The organism is Vibrio sp. R12-SG2-ISO1, from assembly GCF_059834045.1.
Map to the genome: position 1 here is coordinate 198,064 of NZ_JCBDGO010000001.1, position 20,555 is coordinate 218,618.

18 protein-coding genes are annotated in these 20,555 nt (G+C 49.2%); 7 read left to right on the top strand and 11 right to left on the bottom strand.

Annotation, left to right across the window (positions count from 1 at the left end; translation table 11 throughout):
* Positions 1-125 precede the first annotated feature (125 nt).
* Entirely contained in the window at positions 126-986 is an 861-nt protein-coding gene (gene htpX / locus AC6R10_RS00890; RefSeq protein WP_334550795.1) for a protease HtpX, read from the bottom strand.
* A 370-nt stretch (positions 987-1,356) separates the two neighbouring features.
* Here htpX and AC6R10_RS00895 point away from each other — a divergent pair, with 370 nt between their 5' ends.
* A complete protein-coding gene (locus tag AC6R10_RS00895) occupies positions 1,357-1,524 on the top strand; it encodes a hypothetical protein (protein WP_334550797.1) in 168 nt (55 codons plus the stop codon).
* 100 nt (positions 1,525-1,624) lie between these two features.
* On the opposite strand, the gene bioD is transcribed toward AC6R10_RS00895, so the two are convergent.
* From bioD to bioB, 4 genes are read right to left on the bottom strand one after another with little or no spacing between them, the layout of a single operon-like run.
* Positions 1,625-2,332, bottom strand: coding sequence for a dethiobiotin synthase (gene bioD, locus AC6R10_RS00900; protein ID WP_334550798.1), 708 nt, complete (start codon positions 2,330-2,332; stop codon positions 1,625-1,627).
* Positions 2,329-3,171, bottom strand: coding sequence for a malonyl-ACP O-methyltransferase BioC (bioC, locus tag AC6R10_RS00905; RefSeq protein ID WP_500671210.1), 843 nt, complete (start codon positions 3,169-3,171; stop codon positions 2,329-2,331). Before bioC ends, bioD begins: the two co-directional genes overlap by 4 nt.
* Positions 3,159-4,340: an 8-amino-7-oxononanoate synthase gene (bioF, locus tag AC6R10_RS00910; protein ID WP_500671211.1), complete on the bottom strand. Its 1,182-nt coding sequence runs from the start codon at positions 4,338-4,340 to the stop codon at positions 3,159-3,161. The genes bioC and bioF overlap by 13 nt, the downstream gene beginning before the upstream one ends.
* On the bottom strand, positions 4,327-5,379 hold the full coding sequence (bioB, locus tag AC6R10_RS00915) for a biotin synthase BioB (RefSeq protein WP_500629670.1): 1,053 nt from the start codon (positions 5,377-5,379) through the stop codon (positions 4,327-4,329). Before bioB ends, bioF begins: the two co-directional genes overlap by 14 nt.
* Positions 5,380-5,508: 129 nt before the next feature.
* Here bioB and bioA point away from each other — a divergent pair, with 129 nt between their 5' ends.
* On the top strand, positions 5,509-6,801 hold the full coding sequence (bioA, locus tag AC6R10_RS00920) for an adenosylmethionine--8-amino-7-oxononanoate transaminase (protein WP_500671212.1): 1,293 nt from the start codon (positions 5,509-5,511) through the stop codon (positions 6,799-6,801).
* 39 nt (positions 6,802-6,840) lie between these two features.
* On the opposite strand, the gene AC6R10_RS00925 is transcribed toward bioA, so the two are convergent.
* Together AC6R10_RS00925 and AC6R10_RS00930 are read right to left on the bottom strand one after the other, a co-directional pair.
* Positions 6,841-7,479, bottom strand: coding sequence for a YccT family protein (locus AC6R10_RS00925; RefSeq protein WP_500671213.1), 639 nt, complete (start codon positions 7,477-7,479; stop codon positions 6,841-6,843).
* Positions 7,480-7,552: 73 nt separating this feature from the next.
* Complete coding sequence (locus tag AC6R10_RS00930; RefSeq protein WP_500671214.1) at positions 7,553-8,527, bottom strand: porin; 975 nt, start codon at positions 8,525-8,527, stop codon at positions 7,553-7,555.
* A gap of 515 nt (positions 8,528-9,042) precedes the next feature.
* Between AC6R10_RS00930 and dinG the strand changes: the two genes are divergently transcribed.
* The 4 genes from dinG to rsmS are packed head-to-tail and all read left to right on the top strand — an operon-like array spanning position 9,043 to position 12,684.
* The gene (gene dinG, locus AC6R10_RS00935; RefSeq protein ID WP_500671215.1) at positions 9,043-11,115 is read left to right on the top strand and encodes an ATP-dependent DNA helicase DinG; all 2,073 of its coding nucleotides are present in this window, start codon (positions 9,043-9,045) and stop codon (positions 11,113-11,115) included.
* Positions 11,116-11,175: 60 nt separating this feature from the next.
* Complete coding sequence (locus AC6R10_RS00940) at positions 11,176-11,955, top strand: sulfite exporter TauE/SafE family protein (protein ID WP_487902031.1); 780 nt, start codon at positions 11,176-11,178, stop codon at positions 11,953-11,955.
* Positions 11,956-11,959: 4 nt separating this feature from the next.
* Positions 11,960-12,508: a primosomal replication protein gene (locus AC6R10_RS00945; RefSeq protein WP_500671216.1), complete on the top strand. Its 549-nt coding sequence runs from the start codon at positions 11,960-11,962 to the stop codon at positions 12,506-12,508.
* Positions 12,508-12,684 carry a pleiotropic regulatory protein RsmS gene (gene rsmS, locus AC6R10_RS00950; protein ID WP_500671217.1) on the top strand — a complete coding sequence of 59 codons (177 nt, stop codon included), beginning with the start codon at positions 12,508-12,510 and terminating at the stop codon, positions 12,682-12,684. Before AC6R10_RS00945 ends, rsmS begins: the two co-directional genes overlap by 1 nt.
* A gap of 129 nt (positions 12,685-12,813) precedes the next feature.
* Here rsmS and AC6R10_RS00955 read toward each other — a convergent pair whose 3' ends face one another.
* Positions 12,814-14,931, bottom strand: a complete 2,118-nt coding sequence (locus AC6R10_RS00955) for a methyl-accepting chemotaxis protein (protein ID WP_500671218.1) — start codon at positions 14,929-14,931, stop codon at positions 12,814-12,816.
* Positions 14,932-15,144: 213 nt separating this feature from the next.
* Between AC6R10_RS00955 and xthA the strand changes: the two genes are divergently transcribed.
* Entirely contained in the window at positions 15,145-15,951 is an 807-nt protein-coding gene (gene xthA / locus AC6R10_RS00960; RefSeq protein WP_500633524.1) for an exodeoxyribonuclease III, read from the top strand.
* A 148-nt stretch (positions 15,952-16,099) separates the two neighbouring features.
* On the opposite strand, the gene fabV is transcribed toward xthA, so the two are convergent.
* From fabV to psrA, 3 genes are all read right to left on the bottom strand, one after another.
* Positions 16,100-17,302: an enoyl-ACP reductase FabV gene (gene fabV / locus AC6R10_RS00965; RefSeq protein ID WP_334550818.1), complete on the bottom strand. Its 1,203-nt coding sequence runs from the start codon at positions 17,300-17,302 to the stop codon at positions 16,100-16,102.
* Positions 17,303-17,506: 204 nt separating this feature from the next.
* Positions 17,507-19,792 (bottom strand): acyl-CoA dehydrogenase, encoded by a 2,286-nt coding sequence (locus tag AC6R10_RS00970; RefSeq protein WP_500671219.1) that lies wholly within the window; start codon positions 19,790-19,792, stop codon positions 17,507-17,509.
* A 112-nt stretch (positions 19,793-19,904) separates the two neighbouring features.
* Positions 19,905-20,531, bottom strand: a complete 627-nt coding sequence (gene psrA / locus AC6R10_RS00975; protein ID WP_334550821.1) for a TetR family transcriptional repressor PsrA — start codon at positions 20,529-20,531, stop codon at positions 19,905-19,907.
* Positions 20,532-20,555: the final 24 nt, after the last annotated feature.

The following is a 20,555-nucleotide window of genomic DNA, read 5'->3' on the forward strand; positions in this document are numbered from 1 at the left end:
ATTATTTTTTGTACAACTTTCTACTGCCAGCTTGTACGTCTGCTTAGCGAATAAGATCAAAAAAAGGCTTGGTGATAAACCAAGCCTTTTCAGTCAATTAAGTTGTCTTTATGACGAGATAAGCGTTATGAGTTGCGCAGTGCGGCGATGCGCTTATCCAATGGAGGGTGGCTCATAAGCAGTTCGGTCATTGAGCGCTTACCGTTAATACCAAAGGCCATCATCGACCCTTCGAGTTGAGACTCGTGGCTCACTTTAAGGCGCTCAAGTGCGGCAATCATCTTGTGTTTGCCAACCAAATTCGCCGCACCCGCATCGGCGTGGAACTCACGGTGACGGCTGTACCACATGGTAATAAAGCTCGCGAGGAAACCAAACACCAATTCCAACACCATAGAGACGCCGAAGTAGACCATCATGCTACTGCCTCCCTCCTCGTCGCGGTTCGACGAGACGATATTGGCAATAAAGCGTGACAAGAAGATCACGAAGGTATTCACCACACCTTGCATCAAGGTCATGGTGACCATATCACCGTTGGCAATGTGGCTCACTTCGTGTGCCAACACAGCTTCCGCTTCATCGCGGGTCATGTTGTGCAACAAACCGGTCGATACCGCAACCAGAGAGTCATCACGCTTAGCGCCTGTCGCAAAAGCATTAATATCAGGAGAGTCATAAATGGCCACCGTCGGCATACCGATGCCAACTTGGTCAGATTGACGCTTTACGGTTTCAAGCAGCCAGTGCTCTGTTTCGTTACGTGGGCTCTCAATCACCATACCACCCACGGAGCGAAGCGCCATACTCTTAGACATCAAGAGAGAAATGAACGAACCGCCGAAACCAAATACCGCTGCCATCACCAGCAAGCCCGATAGGCTACCTGGCTGCAAACCGGTGGTCGCATAAACGATATTAAGCACCACACTCAGCACAAGGATCACGGCTAAGTTGGTCGCTAGAAATAACATGACACGCTTCATTATTTACTCTTCTCCACGCAAAAGATGACAGTGAACAGGTCCATCGCCTGTTCTGAATGAACTGTTACGAATGACCTGTTGTAGATGAATTGTGGGCACATTGACTCAATATCAATACCTAGCATAGGAATTATTTCAGGCTAAGTATGACGCACCCCACAATTTATCAGGGATAAAGAGAGTGTATTCCTTTTCTCAATAACGTTAAGTGGCAAATTGAAACATTTGATGTCACAGCACTTTTTCACCTCTCTCTTGAATCAATCAACAGGCCAACCAAACACCATTAGACTTTGGTCTTATTGCTGCATCTTGGTTTCATGGTAGATTTCAAACAGATTTTCACTTCCATGGATAAGGGAACGACATCATGGTTGAAACTAACAACTATCAAATGGCTATTGATATGCTTCGTTGTCACTTAGGATTGTCTGAGGATGAGGCCAAACAGCAACTGGGATTAGCTTTGGGGCAATCGGCGCAGAACCACGCAATGGAAATGCAACAAGCCATGCTGGGGCTAAACGAAGAGCAATAAACGGCAACGACATAAACGCATCGGATGACGACGCAACGAGAAAGGGCAGCCACACGGCTGCCCTTTTTGTCTCTTCATTGCTGTTATCGCCTGAAACCGATCAAGCTTCTAACAAGGGCGAGGTCGCACCAGCAATCAACGGCTCAACATTGATGTATTTTGCCAAATCTTTGCGTTTGACGCTCGGCACGTACGGAATCTCGCCGATTTTAGGTGCGTCAATCTTGTTCTCAAGCATTTCAATGATGTCACGATAGTGCTCTGTACCCGGGTTGACGCGGTTTGCAACCCAGCCAATGACGTCAAGACCATCGGCTTTGATGGCATCTAGCGTCAACATCGCGTGACTCAAACAGCCCAGCTTAATACCCACCACCAGTACCACCGGCAGCTTTTCTTGCACGACCCAAGTCGACAAACAGTCACTTTCGGACACTGGCACGCGCCAGCCGCCCGCCCCTTCGACAAGGACCATCTGCGCATTTTGCTTGTGTTGCGCTAACTTATCGCTCAGCACCGCGTAATCAATCGTCACATTTTCGCGCTGCGCCGCAATATGTGGTGACGCGGGTAGCTCTAGCGCATACGGGTTGACGTCTTCATAAGCGACATCCAACGTTGCAGCGCTTTGTAAATAGAGTGCATCTGAGTTACGCAGTCCAAATTCTGTCTGTTCGCTTCCAGCCGCAACCGGCTTGTAGCCAATTGTCTTCATTCCTTTCTCGGCTAAAGCGTTAAGGATTGCTTTAGAAGCAACCGTTTTGCCTACATCGGTATCCGTACCAGCAATAAAAAAAGCATCAATCATCGATGTATAACCCCTAAACAAACCTGATAAGTTGCGGGTAACAACCCCTCTTGGTTTTGAAATACTTGGTACGCTTGCTCTAACTTTCTAAGCGTTTGGCGACTCATGAGTCCCGGTGAGCGGCCGCTCACATGGTTTGCGCCAATGCCCTTTAAATCACGCATTAGAGAAAAAGCAGTCTCATACCACACTGTGACAGCGGGCAAGTCTAGATGATGGTGGGGTGATTCAGATTGCGCTAACGCAAGTTTTAACTGATTGACGGTGATAAAATCGTTAACGTGTTGATATGAATCAATATTGCGCCATGCGCATTTCAACTCATCGAGCGATCCATCCAGCAAAGTCGAAAATACAATCTCACCGCCCTTTTTCACTACGCGGCGCATTTCTTTAAGTGGCAGAGCCAAGTCCTCACACCATTGCAGAGCCAAGCTTGAGAACACGTAATCCACACTGCCCGCTTGCAGCGGCAACTGTTCGGCATCGCCCAATTGATAGTGCATGTTCACGTTACCGCAGCGGGCTCTAGCGGCCGCCAGCATATCCGGAGAGAGATCAAGACAGATCACCTTAGCCCCGCGCTGTTGTAACTGCCAAGAGAAATACCCCGTCCCGCAGCCGACATCCAGCACGACTTGACCACTCAAATCGCTGGGCATGCGTGCAAGCAGTCTCTCACCTACATCACGCTGGAAAGCCGCATGAGCATCGTAGGTGGCGGATGCTTTGCTAAACGCATCACGAATGGCGGATTTATCGCTCACTGCTTTATCGCTGACTGTTTTGACGCTCACCTGTGTGAGAGGATTTGGGGAAGATGTCGTTACCGCGTGCATGAGTGTCCTCGTCCCGTGGGTTTTCTCGCGCCTTTGATGGCTTGGGCCAACTGATGAATGTGCGTTTTGGTATGATTGGCGGTTAAAGTAATGCGTAGCCGCGCGCTGCCTTTGGGTACGGTTGGCGGGCGAATGGCGGTCAACCATATACCTTGCTGTTTCAGCTGTGAGGCGGTGGCCACCGCATCGTCACTCTCGCCAATGAGCCAAGGCTTGATGGGTGTCGGCGTTGACACATACCCAGGCTCGTCACTAAGCAGTTGATCGTACAGTGCCGTCAACTCAGCTAGCTTATCTCTGCGCCACTGCTGCTGCTCAATGATCTCGCTCGCTTTATGCAGCGCGACCGCTTGCGCCCCGGGCATGGCTGTCGAGTAGACATAGTGGCGAGCAAATTGCGTCAAGTAATCGGCCAATTCGTCATGACACAGAATCGCCGCGCCAGAGAGCCCAAACGCTTTACCAAAGGTGACAATCAACACCTGTGGCTTGATACCCGCATGTTGGCAGCTGCCGCGCCCGCCTTCGCCGAGCACGCCGATACCGTGGGCGTCATCGACCGCAAGCCATGCCTGTTGCTCTGTGAGCTCGCTGATCCCTTGGAGCGGCGCAAGATCGCCATCCATGCTAAACACCCCTTCGGTGACGACAAGGGTCGCAGCTTCAGAAGCAATGGTATTCAAGACCTGACGCAAATGCGCCATATCGTTGTGTTTAAAGCGCTTCATGGTCGCAGGACAGAGTACCCCTGCTTCCATCAAGGATGCGTGGTTGAGTTTGTCTTGAATCAGCACATCGTCTTGCTGAAGTAAACTCAATAGCAGCGCTTGATTGGCGGCAAAACCGGAGCTGAACAGCACCGCTCTTTTATAACCTAACCATTCACACAGCCGCTCTTGTAGCGCTTGATGCGCGCCGCCATGACCTGTCACCAATGGCGATGCGCCAGAGCCATTGCCATAGACGGTAATGCCTTGCTGCCAAGCTTGCCCAATAGTGGCGTTCGTCGCAAGACCAAGATAGTCGTTGCTGGAAAAATTTAAGTATCGGCGCTCGTTATCAGCAATCTCCACCTGATTGCCACCGTGCAAGGTGCGTGTTTGACGCAGTAAACCCTGCGAGCGGCGCTCAGCCAGCACAGCGCGCACGCGAGAATCAAACGCTGGCATCGTAGAACAGGTCGTCTTTGGCTGGGCGAGCTGCCACACGTTCAACAACGCGATCCAGCAGATCGTTCTCTTCTATTTCATCCGGCTTTTGCGACACCTGTTGACTGTTAATGCCCAGCTTTTTGAACAGCTGCATATCTTTGTCTTCCGATGGGTTTGGTGTGGTCAGCAGTTTGCAGCCATAAAACACCGAGTTGGCTCCTGCCATAAAGCACAGCGCTTGCATCTGCTCGTTCATATTTTCACGTCCAGCAGAGAGGCGCACTGCAGAGCGAGGCATCATAATGCGCGCAATGGCAATTAAGCGGATGAAATCAAACGGTTCGACGTCCTCGACCTCTTCCAGAGGGGTCCCTTTGACCTTAACGAGCATATTAATCGGCACACTCTCAGGGTGTGTCGGCAGATTAGCTAGCTCAACCAGTAAGCCCGCTCGGTCATTGGCGCTCTCACCCATTCCAATAATGCCACCGGAGCAAATCTTCATGCCTGCGTCACGCACGTGTGACAGAGTATCCAGTCTATCTTGATAAGTACGGGTAGTAATGATGTTGCCGTAAAACTCAGGCGAGGTATCTAAGTTGTGGTTGTAGTAGTCAAGACCAGCCTGTGAGAGCTCCTTCGCCTGCTCGGCCGTCAACATGCCCAGAGTCATACAGGTCTCAAGCCCCATCTCTTTGACGCCTTTAATCATCTCGGTGAGATGAGGCATATCACGCTGTTTGGGGTTCTTCCATGCGGCGCCCATACAGAAACGTGTAGAACCCGCGTTTTTCGCTTTTTGCGCAGCATCGAGTACCCGCTCGACTTCCATCAATCGCTCTTTTTCGATGTCAGTTTGGTAACGCGCACTTTGCGGACAATATTTGCAATCTTCCGGGCAAGCGCCGGTTTTGATCGACAGCAGGGTACTCACCTGCACATGATTGGCCTGCTGGTAATGGCGATGGACGGTTTGCGCTTCAAAGACTAAGTCCATGAATGGCTTTTCCATGAGCGCACGGACTTGCTCGACAGTCCAGTTATGACGTACTTCCACCTGCTTTCCTTTTTATTATTGGATTGATTTCTCGTCAGTCTACTGACACCATACGCACTGTCAACACAATAAAAACACGCAGGTTTACATCTGCTTAATATTTGAACTTTAATTTATTAAGGGACTTTGATGGATCTCGCCTTTGATCGCTGCCATATCTGGCATCCGTACACTTCTACTCTCACACCTCTGACCTGCTATCCTGTTCGTAGCGCAAAGGGTATCTATCTTGAATTAGAGAGCGGAGAACATCTAGTCGATGGCATGTCGTCTTGGTGGGCTTCGATTCATGGCTACAATCACCCTGTGTTAAATCGCGCCGCCCATGAACAAATTGACACCCTCTCTCATGTGATGTTTGGTGGCATCACCCATCAACCGGCGATCACCTTGTGTCAAGCGCTGCTTGAGCTCGCACCGGATAATCTTGAACAGGTGTTTCTGGCTGATTCTGGTTCGGTGGCAGTGGAAGTGAGCCTCAAAATGGCGCTGCAATATTGGCATGCGAAAGGTGAGCCGCGTTCAAAGTTTCTCACCCTTCGAGATGGCTACCATGGCGATACCTTTGCGGCAATGTCAGTGACCGATCCTGACAACTCCATGCATTCACTTTATAAAGGCTTTCTTCCTGAGCACATTTTTGCCCGCTCGCCTCAAACAGGCTTCTGGCAAACGTGGCAACCGAGTGATCTAGACGATTTTCGTCACCAACTCGCCAATCATCACCAAGAAATAGCAGCGGTCATTCTTGAGCCCATAGTGCAAGGTGCGGGGGGCATGCGTATTTATCACCCAGAATTTCTAAAAGGCGTGCGCCAACTGTGTGACAAATACAGTGTGCTTCTGATATTGGATGAAATCGCCACCGGATTTGGCCGCACAGGCAAGCTGTTTGCCTGCGAGCACGCCGAAGTTCAGCCAGACATCCTCTGTGTCGGTAAAGCGCTCACCGGCGGTTACATGACCTTATCCGCCACGCTCACCACTCGCCACGTGGCTGACACCGTCTGTTCGGGCGAAGCGGGCTGCTTTATGCACGGCCCTACTTTTATGGGCAACCCCCTCGCCTGCGCCGTCGCGAGTGCCAGTATGGCGTTGTTAAAAAGCGGCGAATGGCAAACACAAGTTGCGGGCATCGAACGTCAATTTGCTTCGCTGCTGCCGAGACTAAAAAAACATAAAAAGGTCAAAGACGTGCGCTGGCTCGGCGCAATTGGTGTGGTCGAGACGACGACAGCGGTGGATATGGAAAACATCCAAGCACATTTTGTTGAGCAAGGCGTCTGGATACGCCCATTCGGACGTCTTATCTATATGATGCCGCCGTTTATCAGCGAACCCAAGCATATTGAGAAGTTAGTAATGGCAGTGGAGAGTGCACTGGGGAAAGAGGCGTGTTTTAAAACTCAAACTGAGTCCTAGTTCCCAAAATCTAGGAACTAGGAACTAGACACTAGGAACTTACTCCTGATCAATCATCCAGCGGCGGAAGGCTTTGCGCTCTTCGGTGGAAGATTTTAGGTACCAGGCTTTGAGTTGTTCGAGGTTGTTGGTGTCAACACTAGGCATAGCCTCACTTCCTTGCTTCAACTCGGTTTCAGGTGCTAACTCAGCGCTGGCGACTAAAGCAGCACTTGCACCAAACAACACGCCTCTCGCTTGATTGTGTTGTGCAACAAGCTTAGGTAGGTCGTAATACGGGAAAATGCCTTCACCGCTGTCCAAGACTTCCTGAGAATATTCAATCGATTCGCCATTTTTAGTTTTTATTACCCACTCTGGGGCTTGTTTAAAGTGCGAGTTAGCTTGCTGATAACTGTGCAATTTTGGTGCTTCAATAATCAAATCGCTTTCCGGTGCGTTGAACATGATGACATAAGGCGCAGAATCAAAGATTCGCGATTTACCTGAATCACTCAATTTCTTACTGTACTTTACCACCAACTGGGTAGGACCTTCATCGACACTGACACTTTTACGCTTTTCTTGATTTTGCTCACCGTCGACAAACAGCAACTCAACGCTCGATTGTGGCTCTAGCATCCCCGCTGACACTCCGAAACTCATCAATACGCAAAGTAAGCCCATGGATTTTTTCATACACTCGATTCCTTTAGTCCATAATAAAAAACCACCCCGAAGGGTGGTTTGATTGTATCTCATTCAGGTGAGATTAGAAGTAAGCTTTAACACCTACAGCAACACCAGTTTCAGTTGAGTCACCGTTATCCTGCTTACCGTTGTCACCACCAACTTCAGCGTACAGAGTTGTGTTTGGAGCGATGCCGTAGCCAGCGTTTACATACCAAGTGTCGAAGTCGTCAGCACCGTCTTGCTCAGAAGTGCTGTAACCTGCCGCTAGAGTCACTTTTTGAATAGTGTAAGTAGCTGCTAGACCGATAGTATCGATAGTATCTGTAGAATCGTCAACATTGTAGTAAGCAACTGCAAGCTCTAGGTTCTCAACACCTGAGTAGCGTGCTTGTAAAGACCAAAGTGACTCGTCGTGCTTACCAGCAGCAGTGTCGTCTTCGACTTCACCTGAACCGTAAAAACCAGTGAAGTCAAAATCAGCCACTCGGTAACCAAGCTTAGCGTCGAAGTAAACGGTATCTTCGTCTAGACCAGTGCTGTTGATCTTATCTTGAACTAGAGCTGCAGCAGCGTAGAAATCACCGTTGTCTAAGTCCCAACGAATAGTTTCGTCTGCACAGAAGTGGTCATCACTACCACCGAAGAACGTGTTCAACCCAAACTGGTAGTCAGAACCGATGCCCGCATCATCCATTACTGCACATAGACGACCCACTTTAAATGAACCCGCTGTGTCAGAGTATAGCGCTACGTAAGCATCACCTTCAGATTGACCAACATCTGTGAATTCCCAGAAACCACCAAACTGTAGAGAGTCGTTGATTGCGTAACGAACGTCAAAGCTCAGATCAGCGTCTTGGATTTCTTGGTGGAAATCAGTTTTTTTAGTAGTTAGATTGCCGTCGCTATCAAATGAGTCAGATTTTGACTGCATGTAAACAACTTCAATATCGCCGCCCATAGTTACTGACACTTTGTCTTGATTGTAAATTTCAAAACCAGCGTGTGCTGAACTTGTTGCAAGTACTGCTAGAGCTACTAGAGTCTTTTTCATAATAATCCACTGCCTTTTCTATAGAATGGGAATTCCTTATCCGGTTCCCTTTATGTTTTAGAAGATGACTCAAACTCTTTATTGGTCCGATGTCATCGCCACTAAATTTCGAGGTTTAGATTGCAAAAGATTCCCCCAAGTGTCAAATGTTCTAAATCGCACAACTAAAAAAACATAAATTAATTTAAAATCATACAGTTACATGTAAACCTGTCGTTTTTTAGACCAGGTTCATAAAAATATCGTTACGCCACGCACCTTACCAAAACCGTTAACATTTAGATTTAAATCCCAAACACGAAGAAAATAAAATAAATTATCAGCATATAAATCTGTCAATGGTGATTATTTGGAGTGATATATATTTTACAATTAGAATTAATTATAAGTTCTTGAAGGTTCAGTTTTTTTTTGTGAAGGAGATCTAGATTTGGTCATTTGAGATTCTATTTCGTGAACTGAGTAGCGTTTAGCAAACTGTGCTATCATCCGTCGCCCATAGCGAAGGTCCCCATATGATTGCCAGTAAGATACAAAATTCTATCCGCCACAGTTATCAATCTCTCCAACATCAGTTAGAAAACTTCGTTCCTCGCCGAGCACAAAACTACTTGGTCGCAGAGATCGCCAAAACATTATGTGGCGAGTATCACAAATCTAACCGGATGATAGTTGCAGAAGCGGGGACCGGGATTGGCAAATCACTCTCCTATCTGATGGCCGTGATACCCGTTGCGCTGTTCAATAATCGTAAAGTGGTCATCTCCACCGCCACCGTCGCGCTGCAAGAGCAGCTCATCAATAAAGATTTGCCACTATATAGACGCCTCTCTGATCGTGAGTTCTCCTTTATCCTCGCCAAAGGCCGAGGCCGTTATTGCTGTGCTGAAAAGCTCTACGCCGCGTGTGGGGCAGACGGCGGGCAGATGGCGATGTTCGAAAGTAAACCGAAGAAAAAAGAGGTTGAACTGCTTGAGCTCATGCACACCAAGTTGGCACAAAACAAATGGAATGGGGACCGCGACGCTTGGCCCAAGCCAATTCCCGACCACTTGTGGCAAATCATTGTCAGCGATAAGCACAGCTGCAACACCAGTTTACCTGCGCATCGCCAGTGTCCGTTTCAAAAGGCCCGTGCCGAGCTTGATAAGGTCGACGTGATCATTGCCAACCACAGCTTGGTGATGGCCGATGCCGATCTCGGGGGTGGCGTGATACTACCAGAGCCTGAGAACACCTTTTATGTGTTTGATGAGGCGCACCACTTACCCCACGTCGCGCGCGATCACGCCTCTGCCGCCGCCAGTTGTAAAGGCGCTGCCAGTTGGCTAGAGAAGCTCAATCAAAGTGTGACCAAATTTGCAGGCCTTGCCGATGAAAAGCGCGTTGCAAGGTTTAAAAACGAGTTGCAAGACAGCATTGCGCAGCTTATTCCAACCTTGGCGAAGCTCCCCGCACAGTTTGATACGCAAGCGTTTGAAGACCGTCATTATCGCTTTGAACATGGCGAACTGCCCACTTGGCTATTTGAACAGGCCAAAGAACTGAAGACCTATTCGGTCAAAGGTGCTCAGGCCGTCGCTAAGGTGGCAGATCTGATTTCAGAACGCGTTAAAGACGGTGAAATTGCGAACCGACTCGCAGAACCCGCGCTCGCTGAGCTCGGTTTTTACATTCAGCGTTTTGACAATCTCGCCCAAGTTTGGCGCTTAATGGCCGAGCCCACACGTGAAAAAGGCGCGCCTTTAGCGCGTTGGTTATCCCTGCACCCGGAACGCGAAGGCGACATTATCGTCAATGTCTCGCCGCTCGAAGTCGGTTGGCAATTGGATCAACAGATCTGGAGCCGCTGCGTCGGTGCGGTGCTCACTTCCGCGACTCTGCGCGCGCTCAACTCATTCAGTTTTTTCTGTCGCCAAGCTGGCGTGAGTGAAAAAGAGGAAGACGGGGTGCGCTTTCTTGCGCTCTCATCGCCGTTTGATTACGCCAACCAAGCCGAATTGGTCATACCGACAATGAAGATGGAGCCCCAAGCGCCACAGTTTACTGAATATCTTATAGAGATATTGCCTAACTGGATTGAAGACAAACAGGCCAATTTGGTTTTATTCTCCTCCTATTGGCAAATGAACCAAGTCGCAGAAGCGCTCAGTAGCGAATTTGTTAAAAAGGGTTGGGCGCTGCAAATTCATGGTCAAGAATCGCGCTCTGAAATTCTAAAAAAACATAAAAACCTTGTGCAGTGCGGCAAGACGAGCATTCTGTTTGGCACTGGCAGCTTCTCAGAAGGGCTGGATTTACCGGGCGACTTGCTGACCAACCTGGTGATCACCAAGATTCCGTTTGCGGTGCCGACCTCCCCCGTGGAGCGCTCACATGCAGAGTACATCGAGCGCAAAGGCGGAAACCCGTTTATGCAGATCTCGGTACCCGAAGCGAGTAAAAAGCTGATTCAGTCTGTCGGTCGCTTGCTGCGTAAAGAGCGCGATTCTGGTAGAGTCGTCATCCTTGATCGCAGACTGGTCACCAAACGTTACGGGAGTGCGCTGTTGGACTCACTTCCGCCATTTAAACGCACCATCAAATAGTGGTGCGATTGACACCCATAACTTACAAGCGCTTCAAGCATATAAAGAAGAATACACATTATGGAACTTTTTGAGCCAACCATGTTGTTGGTGTTGGCACTGGTTGCTTTTGTTGCTGGATTTATTGATGCCGTCGCCGGCGGTGGCGGCATGTTAACGGTGCCTGCTCTGCTGTCACTCGGCCTACCGCCGCACATTGCACTCGGTACAAACAAGTTAGCGGCGACCTTCGCATCCTCAACCGCCGCGTTTACTTACTACCGAAAGCGCCTATTTAAGCCTGAATGTTGGCTAAGAGCCTTCTTTGCCACCCTAGCAGGGGCAATCTTGGGCACCTTGTTTGTTGATTTCATCTCAACTGAGTGGCTTGAAAAAATCTTACCGCTGATTATTCTGGCGGCGGCTGTCTATACTGTTTGGCATAAAACGCCGAATGCAAACATCAATGAATCGCCACCACCTTGCCCTGTACTGCATAAAAAGCAGATAGGCCAAGGTTTGATTCTAGGCTTTTATGATGGCGTTGCCGGCCCCGGTACGGGTGCGTTTTGGACCGTGAGTTCAATGGCGCTCTATCGCCTCAATATTTTGTTGGCTTCAGGCTTGGCCAAGGCGATGAACTTTACCAGCAACTTCACGTCATTGGTGACATTTGCCATTTTGGGTCATATCGATTGGGTGTTGGGCCTAACAATGGGCGTCTGTTTGATGGCTGGCGCGTTCGTCGGCGCTCATTCCGCGATACGATTTGGCGCAACGTTTATACGCCCAGTCTTTGTTACGGTCGTCAGTGTGCTCGCCGTCAAACTGGCGTTTGACGCGTGGTTTATCCCTAGTTAACGCAATGAATAGATTCGATTCGCTAAAGCAAACCTTAGAGAACCTTGCCCAACAAGCAGCGGGGCTTGATCGCCAACGGGGTGAGCACCACCTGCCGCTGTTTGATGAACGACTGTTTTCTTGCCGAGCCAAACTGCTTGTCCCCTGCGTGACAGAAACACAAGCTACATTGACATCGATTTTGCGCGAAGAACAAGCGGGCAAATTGACCACGCACCGAGCAGAATACCTCGGCGAGCGTTTACTATCGCAAATCAGCGCCATCGAGCGCGAATTGGCCACCACCTCAATCCGAAAAAACGAACCTAAGCACAAAAGCTACTATAGAAAGCCCATCAACGAGCTCTACCAACAACTGGCGCAGCATCAAGAGTGGGAACGTCGCTTAAAAGAGATGGTGAGAGACAAAGAGCGTGCACTGCAAAACGCCTCATCGTTTGCCCAAGCACAAGCGCAGCAAGCGTTACTGGCTACCGAGCAGCGTCTAAAACGGTGCCAAGAGTCTAAGTTGAAAATCGAAAATCAAATCACTTATCGAGAGAGAAACCAGTAATGTCTAGCCAAGAACAGTCAGCGGCAGCAAACAGCGGGCTTGAAAACGCCCCCGAAGAGATCAAACTGGCGGTAGATTTGATCTACTTATTGGAGAGCAACGAGATCGATCCTCGCACTGCTTTAGCCGCAATCGACATCGTAAAAAGCGATTTAGAGCGAAAGTTGGCACAATAAGGTCAACGCCCTGATTTCAAAGACTTGCTGTCTTGCTTAACGACTAATCGCTGGATAAAACAAAAACGCGCTCGGTGATGTGATTCACCGAGCGCGTTTTTCTCAATAAGAGATGTATGTCCTTTGAGGCTATACCTTAAATTGATTGACCAGTTGCTGCTGATTTTTCGACAGCTCACTGATTTGGCCGCTGACCGTTTCTGACTCTTCCGCTTGAGACAAAATTTGTGCACTCAGATCGCGGATATTAGCGACACTTTGATTCACTTCGCCTGACACCGACTGCTGCTCTTCTGCCGCTTTGACAATCTGGTTGTTCATGTCGTTGATGGAAGCGATCGCGCCAAAGACGTGATTGAGCTCTTGTACCGCCTGTTCAACTTGGCTGGCAGAGTGATTGGCGAGTTCATTCCCCTCTTGAATCGCAGATACCACATCCTGCGTCCCCTTCTGCACACTTTCAATCACTTTACGGATTTCACCAACTGAGTCTTGAGTGCGGCTGGCGAGATTACGGACCTCATCGGCCACCACAGCAAAGCCACGACCTTGATCACCCGCGCGCGCCGCTTCAATCGCAGCGTTGAGCGCCAACAGGTTGGTTTGCTCCGAAATGCCCTCAATCACGGTCAAAATTTCCGTAATGTTGGCGTTGTTCTTCGCCAGCTCTTCCACTACGGGCACTGCTGCAGTCATACGTTCGACCAGATGTTCCATTTCATGTTGCGATTTTTCAATCACTTGTTGACCGACGGTTGCCGCCTGATGCGCTTTATCCGCCTCTTGCACCGCAATTTCTGCGTTTTGTACCACAAGGCCTGCGGTTTGCGTCATTTCTTCAGACGCCGTCGCGACTAAGTCGACCTCTTTAAACTGGGCGTCACTGCTGCGTCTCGTACCTTGGGCGGCGACTTTCGATTGTTCCGTTGTGGTCCCTACCTGCATCGTCGTATCAATCACATCACGAATAATGTGTTGCAGCTTTTCCAAAAACGAGTTGAAACCTATGGCGAGCTGACCAATTTCATCCGCCGATTTCACATCAATACGTTGGGTAAGATCACCTTCGCCCGACGCGATATCATCCAAACGCGCCACCACGTCACGAATGGGTTTCACCAAGCGATTAGCCATAACACCAATCGTAAATAAACCAAACAGCACCAGGACCGAACCGGCCAACAGTTCGGTGGTCACGCTCGATTCCACTTGCGCCGTAATGGTAGCGTCAAGGTCATCGGCATCGGCCAACACACTGTTTCTTGGCATATCAAACAATACACCCCAGGTTTGATTCGCTACCATAATCGGTGCGAACACCGTCATCCAGTCACCGCTTTCGCTCCACTGCGTCACCACTTCTTGACCCAAGAGCAGCTCGCGTAGCGCTTCACTGCTGTGCATGTCGCTCTGATAAGCTTGGCCGATGGCCGCGTCAGGCGCGTCACTGGCAATCAAAGAGCCATCGAAGCTAACAATATTAACGCTGCCGTCGCCCGAAAAGAGTTTGCTGTCAGCATCGGCCACCACCTCTTTCAAGGCGTCGAGACGTAAATCAATCCCAAAAAAACCAATGCTGATGCCATCGAGCATAATTGGCACCGAAATCGAGGAGGTTAAAAATGTTTCCTCCTCTTGAGTAATCAAACGTGGCGTAGTCACACACGCTTGTGCTGTGGTCAATGGGCACTCAAAGCGCTCACGATTACTTGGGTCTAACAGCAGGGCTTCACTGAGCACGCTGTTCACCACGTTTTCACCATTTTGCGCGGTGATCCAGTAAGGCGCAAAACGGCCCACTTCGTTTGAACCGACATACTCGGCATCAACGTAATTGCTGTCTTCATTGTCGAGCATGTCCGGTCTAAAGACCAAATACGCCCCTTGAATCGATTCAAAGTCCATCACCGAACGACGGACCATTTCATCCAATGCGGTACGCAGCTCTTCACTGTCACCAAAATTTTCTTCGGTATTGCGTTTTAAGAACATGGCGCTGGAGGCCAACATTTCAGCGCGGTAGAGCGCTTCATTGAGATACTCCGCCACCTCAGTGCCACTGAGTAGAGCGCGCGTTTGCAGCAACTGCTCGGATTTATCGATCACCGATTCCGCGCTTTGCGCTTTGATCAATTGTTGATTGGATAAAGCGTTGTAGACCGAGAAGCCAATTAAAGAGAGTGACGTAATGAGGAGACAGCAGCCAGCGAAAAGCGTGATCTTCCATTGAACCGAAAGCGTTCGCATAATACATCCTTATAAGCAAACTTGTTGATAGTTTTATCCAATCATTACAGCATATTGAACATGATTATCAATCAAAAGTTTAATAATTTGTTACTATCGCTCAGAGGAAGATGCTGAACGCTTGGCATTAGTCAGCCAAAAGTGGAAGTGTTACTATTCAAAACCAGTGGATTTAGACTGCAAAAACGAGACCTATTCAAGCAAGGATTATCAATGAAAGTCATCTCTTTTAATATCAACGGCCTTCGCGCCCGCCTTCATCAACTGCAAGCCATTATTGATAAGCATCAACCTGACGTGATTGGTCTTCAAGAAATCAAGGTTCATGATGAAGCTTTCCCGCTCGAGGATGTGGAAGCGATGGGCTATCACGTATACTTTCACGGTCAAAAAGCGCACTACGGTGTGGCTATGCTGTGTAAGAAAGCGCCGATTCACGTGCAAAAAGGCTTTCCAACTGACAATGATGATCATCAAAAACGCATGATCATGGCGACGTTTGAAGACGACGCGGGAGAGAAAGTGACCGTCCTCAATGGTTACTTCCCTCAAGGTGACAACATCCACCACGAAACCAAGTACCCGTATAAGCGTCAGTTTTATCAAGATTTAATGACCTACTTGAACGAGTATCACAGCAGTGACGAGCAATTAATCGTGATGGGTGACATCAATATCAGCCCACTGGACAGCGATATTGGTATTGGCGAACCCAACCGCAAACGTTGGTTAAAAACGGGCAAGTGTTCGTTCCAACCTGAGGAGCGCGAGTGGCTTAACACCTTGATGGATTGGGGCTTGGTCGATACGTTCCGTCAGGTTCATCCAAGTGTTGACGATCGTTTTTCATGGTTTGATTATCGCTCTCGCGGTTTCGATGATAACCGTGGTCTACGTATTGATGTGATTCTTGCTACGCCAAGTTTGGCGCAAAAATGCGTCGAGTCGGATATTGATTACGAGCTGCGCGGGATTGAAAAACCGTCTGACCACGCGCCTATTTGGTCGACGTTTAAGTAAGCGGACTGACTAGGATAAAGAACTGGGAAAGCCGACGTTCCAAAGCCGTCGATTGAAAATAGCGCAGTGAAAAAAATCCGGAGCATCAACTCCGGATTTTTTGTCTTTAACGCCATGTATTGACTAATAATGTAGCGATAAATAGCCGTTAGATAGCGATAAAGTCAGCTTTGTAGTCTGGGTTAACATCCGCGTCGTAATCCACGCCTTCAACACCAAAACCAAACAGTTTCAAGAACTCTTCTTTGTACTCGACGTAATCCGTCAGCTCTTTTAGGTTTTCAGAGGTGATTTGTGGCCATAGGTCACGACAGTGTTGTTGGATGTCGTCGCGCAACTCCCAGTCGTCTAAACGTAGGCGGTTCTTCTCATCCACTTCTGCTGCGCTACCATCTTCTTTGTAGAGACGCTGGCTAAACATACGGTAGATTTGTTCCATACACCCTTCGTGAACGCCTTCCTCACGCATCTTCTTAAATACCATAGCGATATAAAGCGGCATAACAGGAATCGCAGAACTCGCTTGAGTCACAACCGATTTCAATACTGCGACATTCGCGCTGCCACCGGTTGAAGAAAGTTTCTCGTTCAGTGCAGCGGCGGCGCGGTCTAAGTCCATCTTCGCTTTGCCTAGCGCACCGTCCCAGTAGATCGGCCACGTCAGCTCAGTGCCAATGTAGCTGTAAGCGACGGTTTTGCAGCCATCAGCCAGTACGCCAGCTTCAGAGAGGGCATTGATCCACAATTCCCAATCTTCGCCACCCATTACGGTGACGGTGTCTTTGATCTCTTCTTCAGTCGCAGGCTCAACGCTCGCTTCGATGATCACATCTTTGTTGGTATCCACCGCGGTCGATGTGTAGGTTTCGCCGATAGGCTTGAGAGAAGAACGAATCACTTCACCCGTCTCTGGCATTTTACGTACTGGAGAAGCCAGTGAGTACACCACCATATCGATCTGACCTAGGTCTTGTTTGATCAGCTCAATGGTTTTTTCTTTTGCTTCGTTTGAAAACGCGTCACCGTTCAAGCTTTTTGCGTAAAGACCCTCTTCACGGGCGAGTTTTTCAAAAGCGACAGAATTGTAGAAACCGGCTGTGCCCGGCTTTTTCTCTGTGCCTTCTTTCTCGAAGAACACACCGATGGTTGAAGCGCCGCCACCAAATGCCGCTGCGATACGAGAAGATAGACCGTAGCCACTCGATGCGCCCACAACCAGTACACGCTTAGGTGCATTCTTGATTGGGCCTTGCGCCTTAGTGTAAGCAATTTGTTCTTTTACGTTAGCTTCACAACCCACTGGGTGCGTTGTTGTACAGATAAATCCACGAATTCTAGGTTTGATGATCATATTCAACTTCCTTAACAAAACCCGGCTAGGATAAAAGGTTCAACGCCAGATCGCATCTAATTTCTGTAAAAATGTCGTGAAAAGGCAAGTGGTTGGATCACTTCCTGTGGCTTCTCTCTGTGGTATCCAAAACATTTTACTGAGCAGAAACAGCAGAGGCACCATGACGGTGCCTCTGAGTAGTAAGAGCGGTGACGTACTTTATTACGCCACGCTATCGAGCTTTGGCTTCGCACCCTCTTGATGGGTACGAGTCTCGCTGAAATCGTGGCTAAAGTGGTCCACTTGAATGGCGCGGTAACGCAATTTATCCGCGGCCAAGATCTTATCCACTTCAGCTTGAGTCAGCACGCCAGCGTCTAAAGCTTGCGCTAATCGCTCGGTCAGTAGACCTTTACGAGCGACTACACCGTCTTTAGCTGCGCGCATCAGTTTGCGCTCTAAGCTCTTCACCCCATACATGGCAAGGAAGGCGTTTTCCATCAAGCCGACACTGTCATCCGCGTCTTTGCCTATGTAGCAAAGGTGAGTGAGGCGATCACGATGCGCGCCTGGTGTCATCAGACTTTCTGCCAGTTTCACAGTAAGCTGATCACTTGGCTTGGTGTAACGATTGCTCAGCGGAAAGATGATCACTTTCAGCAAACGCCCAACCGCTTTTTGTGGGTAGTTAGTAAAGGCTTGCTGCAATGACTGCGCCGCGTGATACAAACAGTGCTGCACGGCGTAGTGTACATAATCGAGATCATGCTGCTGGCGACCTTCATCTTCGTACTTTTTCAGTGCCGCAGACGCCATGTAAAGATACGCCAGTACATCCCCTAAACGTGCCGAGATCATCTCTTTACGTTTTAGATCGCCGCCCAGTGTCGCCATTGCGATGTCCGCACTGACCGCCAACGCGCGGCTGAGACGTGTCATCTCTTTATAGTATTGCTGCGTTGGCCCGCTCATATCGGCTTTGATAAAGCGAGAGCCGGTGAGCGCCGCGCCAAACGCGCCGAAGGCGTTGCCCATCGCGTGTTTGATGTGTTTGAACAGCAAATCATCAAATTGCTTCGCACCCTCTTTTTCATCTGGGTTGGCGGCCGCTTCCATTTCTTTCAGTACGTATGGATGACAACGCGTCGCCCCTTGACCAAAGATCATCAGGTTACGGGTCAAAATATTTGCGCCTTCCACGGTAATAGCGACCGGCACACCGAGATAGTGCGTTGCAAGGTAGTTCATCGGGCCATCTTGAATAGCGCGGCCTGAATGAATGTCCATCGAATCATTCAAAATGGTGCGGGCCATTTCCGTCATGTGGTATTTGGCAATCGCCGTCACAATGCCCGGTTTTTCTTTGAGATCCAACGAGGTGGTGGTGAGTGTGCGGCTCGCTTCGAGCAAGTATGTCAAACCACCGATACGCCCTAGCGCTTCTGCAACCCCTTCGAACTTACCGATCGACATTCCAAACTGCTTACGCACGTAGGAATACGCGCCTGTAGTGCGTGACGTCAGATGGCCAATCGCAGTGCCAAGTGCTGGCAACGAGATACCGCGACCTGCTGACAAACATTCCACCAGCATGCGCCAGCCTTTACCGGCGTAGTCTTGGCCACCAATGAGCCAATCCATAGGAATAAAGACATCCTTACCGCGCGTTGGACCATTCATAAACGCCAAACCTAGCGGGTCGTGACGCTCACCGATTTCCACCCCTTTGTGATCAGCAGGGATCAACGCACAGGTAATGCCAAGCTCTTTTTCATCGCCTAGCAGGCCGTCTGGGTCATACATTTTAAACGCTAGGCCAAGTACCGTAGCAACGGGCGCGAGAGTGATGTAACGCTTGTTCCAGTTGAGGCGAATACCCAGCACCTCTTTCCCTTCATGCTCGCCGTAACAGACGACGCCATCATCGGGAATGCCACCGGCATCTGAACCCGCTTCCGGGCCAGTTAGCGCGAAACACGGAATGTCGGTACCATCGGCAAGACGTGGCAGCCAGTAATCTTTCTGCTCTTGCGTACCATAGTGGGACAACAGCTCACCCGGACCTAACGAGTTTGGCACCATGACCGATACCGCCGTACTGATACTGCGAGTGGCGATGCGCGAAACGATGGTTGAGTTCGCCAATGCAGAGAATTCACGGCCGCCATACTCTTTCGAAATGATCAGCGAGAAAAAGCGCTCTTTGCGTAGGTAATCCCACACTTCTTTTGGCAGATCGCGATCTTCTTTGACGATCTTGTGGTCATTGAGCATCGCCAACAAGGTTTCGAGCTCATTGTCCATAAAGGCTTGCTCTTGTGCTGTTAGCGTTGGTGCAGGATATTGGTGCAACTTACGAAAATCAGGACGGCCTGAGAACAACTCTCCGTCCCACCATACGCTGCCCGCTTCCATGGCTTCTTTCTCTGTGCTTGATAGCGGCGGTAGTACTTTTTTGAACATTTTGAAAGCTGGGTCACTGACCCATTTTCTTCTTAGAGAGCACATAATCCGATCCTTTTGTTCGCGTTAGGGTGTTGAACTTATTGTTAGTGTTATAAATGCTTTGTTGGTGTTAAAGATGCTTTATTGGTCTTAAAAACCTTCGCTATTGCTCGATTTATTTCGCCGCGACGCCCGCAGCCAAATAAGGAATCAGTTGGTCAACGACGGACTTGGCATCCATCGCTTTGCCGTAATCATTTTCAGCGATCTCTAGCAGCGCTTGACTCGAAGCCATAGTGAACACGCAGGTGCCGAGGGTAAAATGCAAACGCCAGAACAGCGCTTCTTGAGTCAACTCAGGGTTGGCTTTCATCACCGATTGGGTAAACAGTGATAACGTCTCTTGGTAACGTGTGGTAATGAACCAACGCAAGTGACCCTGCACATCGGTATAACCACGCCCAATCAGCAACATAAAGCGGCTGGTGCCGTTCGGTCTTACATCGTTTAAGTTTCTTAGTGGCGTACGCAGTGACTCAAACACGTCTGACATTTCATACGTATCATTGAGATTTAAGTTTATTAGCGCATCTTGCACTGAGGGCATAAAAGCTTCGAGATAGCGGTTTAGCACTGCACGTACCAAGGTTTTCTTATCGCCAAAGTGATAGTTGACTGACGCGAGATTCACTCCAGCTTTGCTGGTAATGGTACGAAGAGACGTGTCATTGAAACCATGCTCAGCAAACAACGCTTCCGCTACATCTAGGATTTTCTCTTTCGTCTTATTTCTCGCCGACATTTTAAAGCACTCGTATTAAACAAC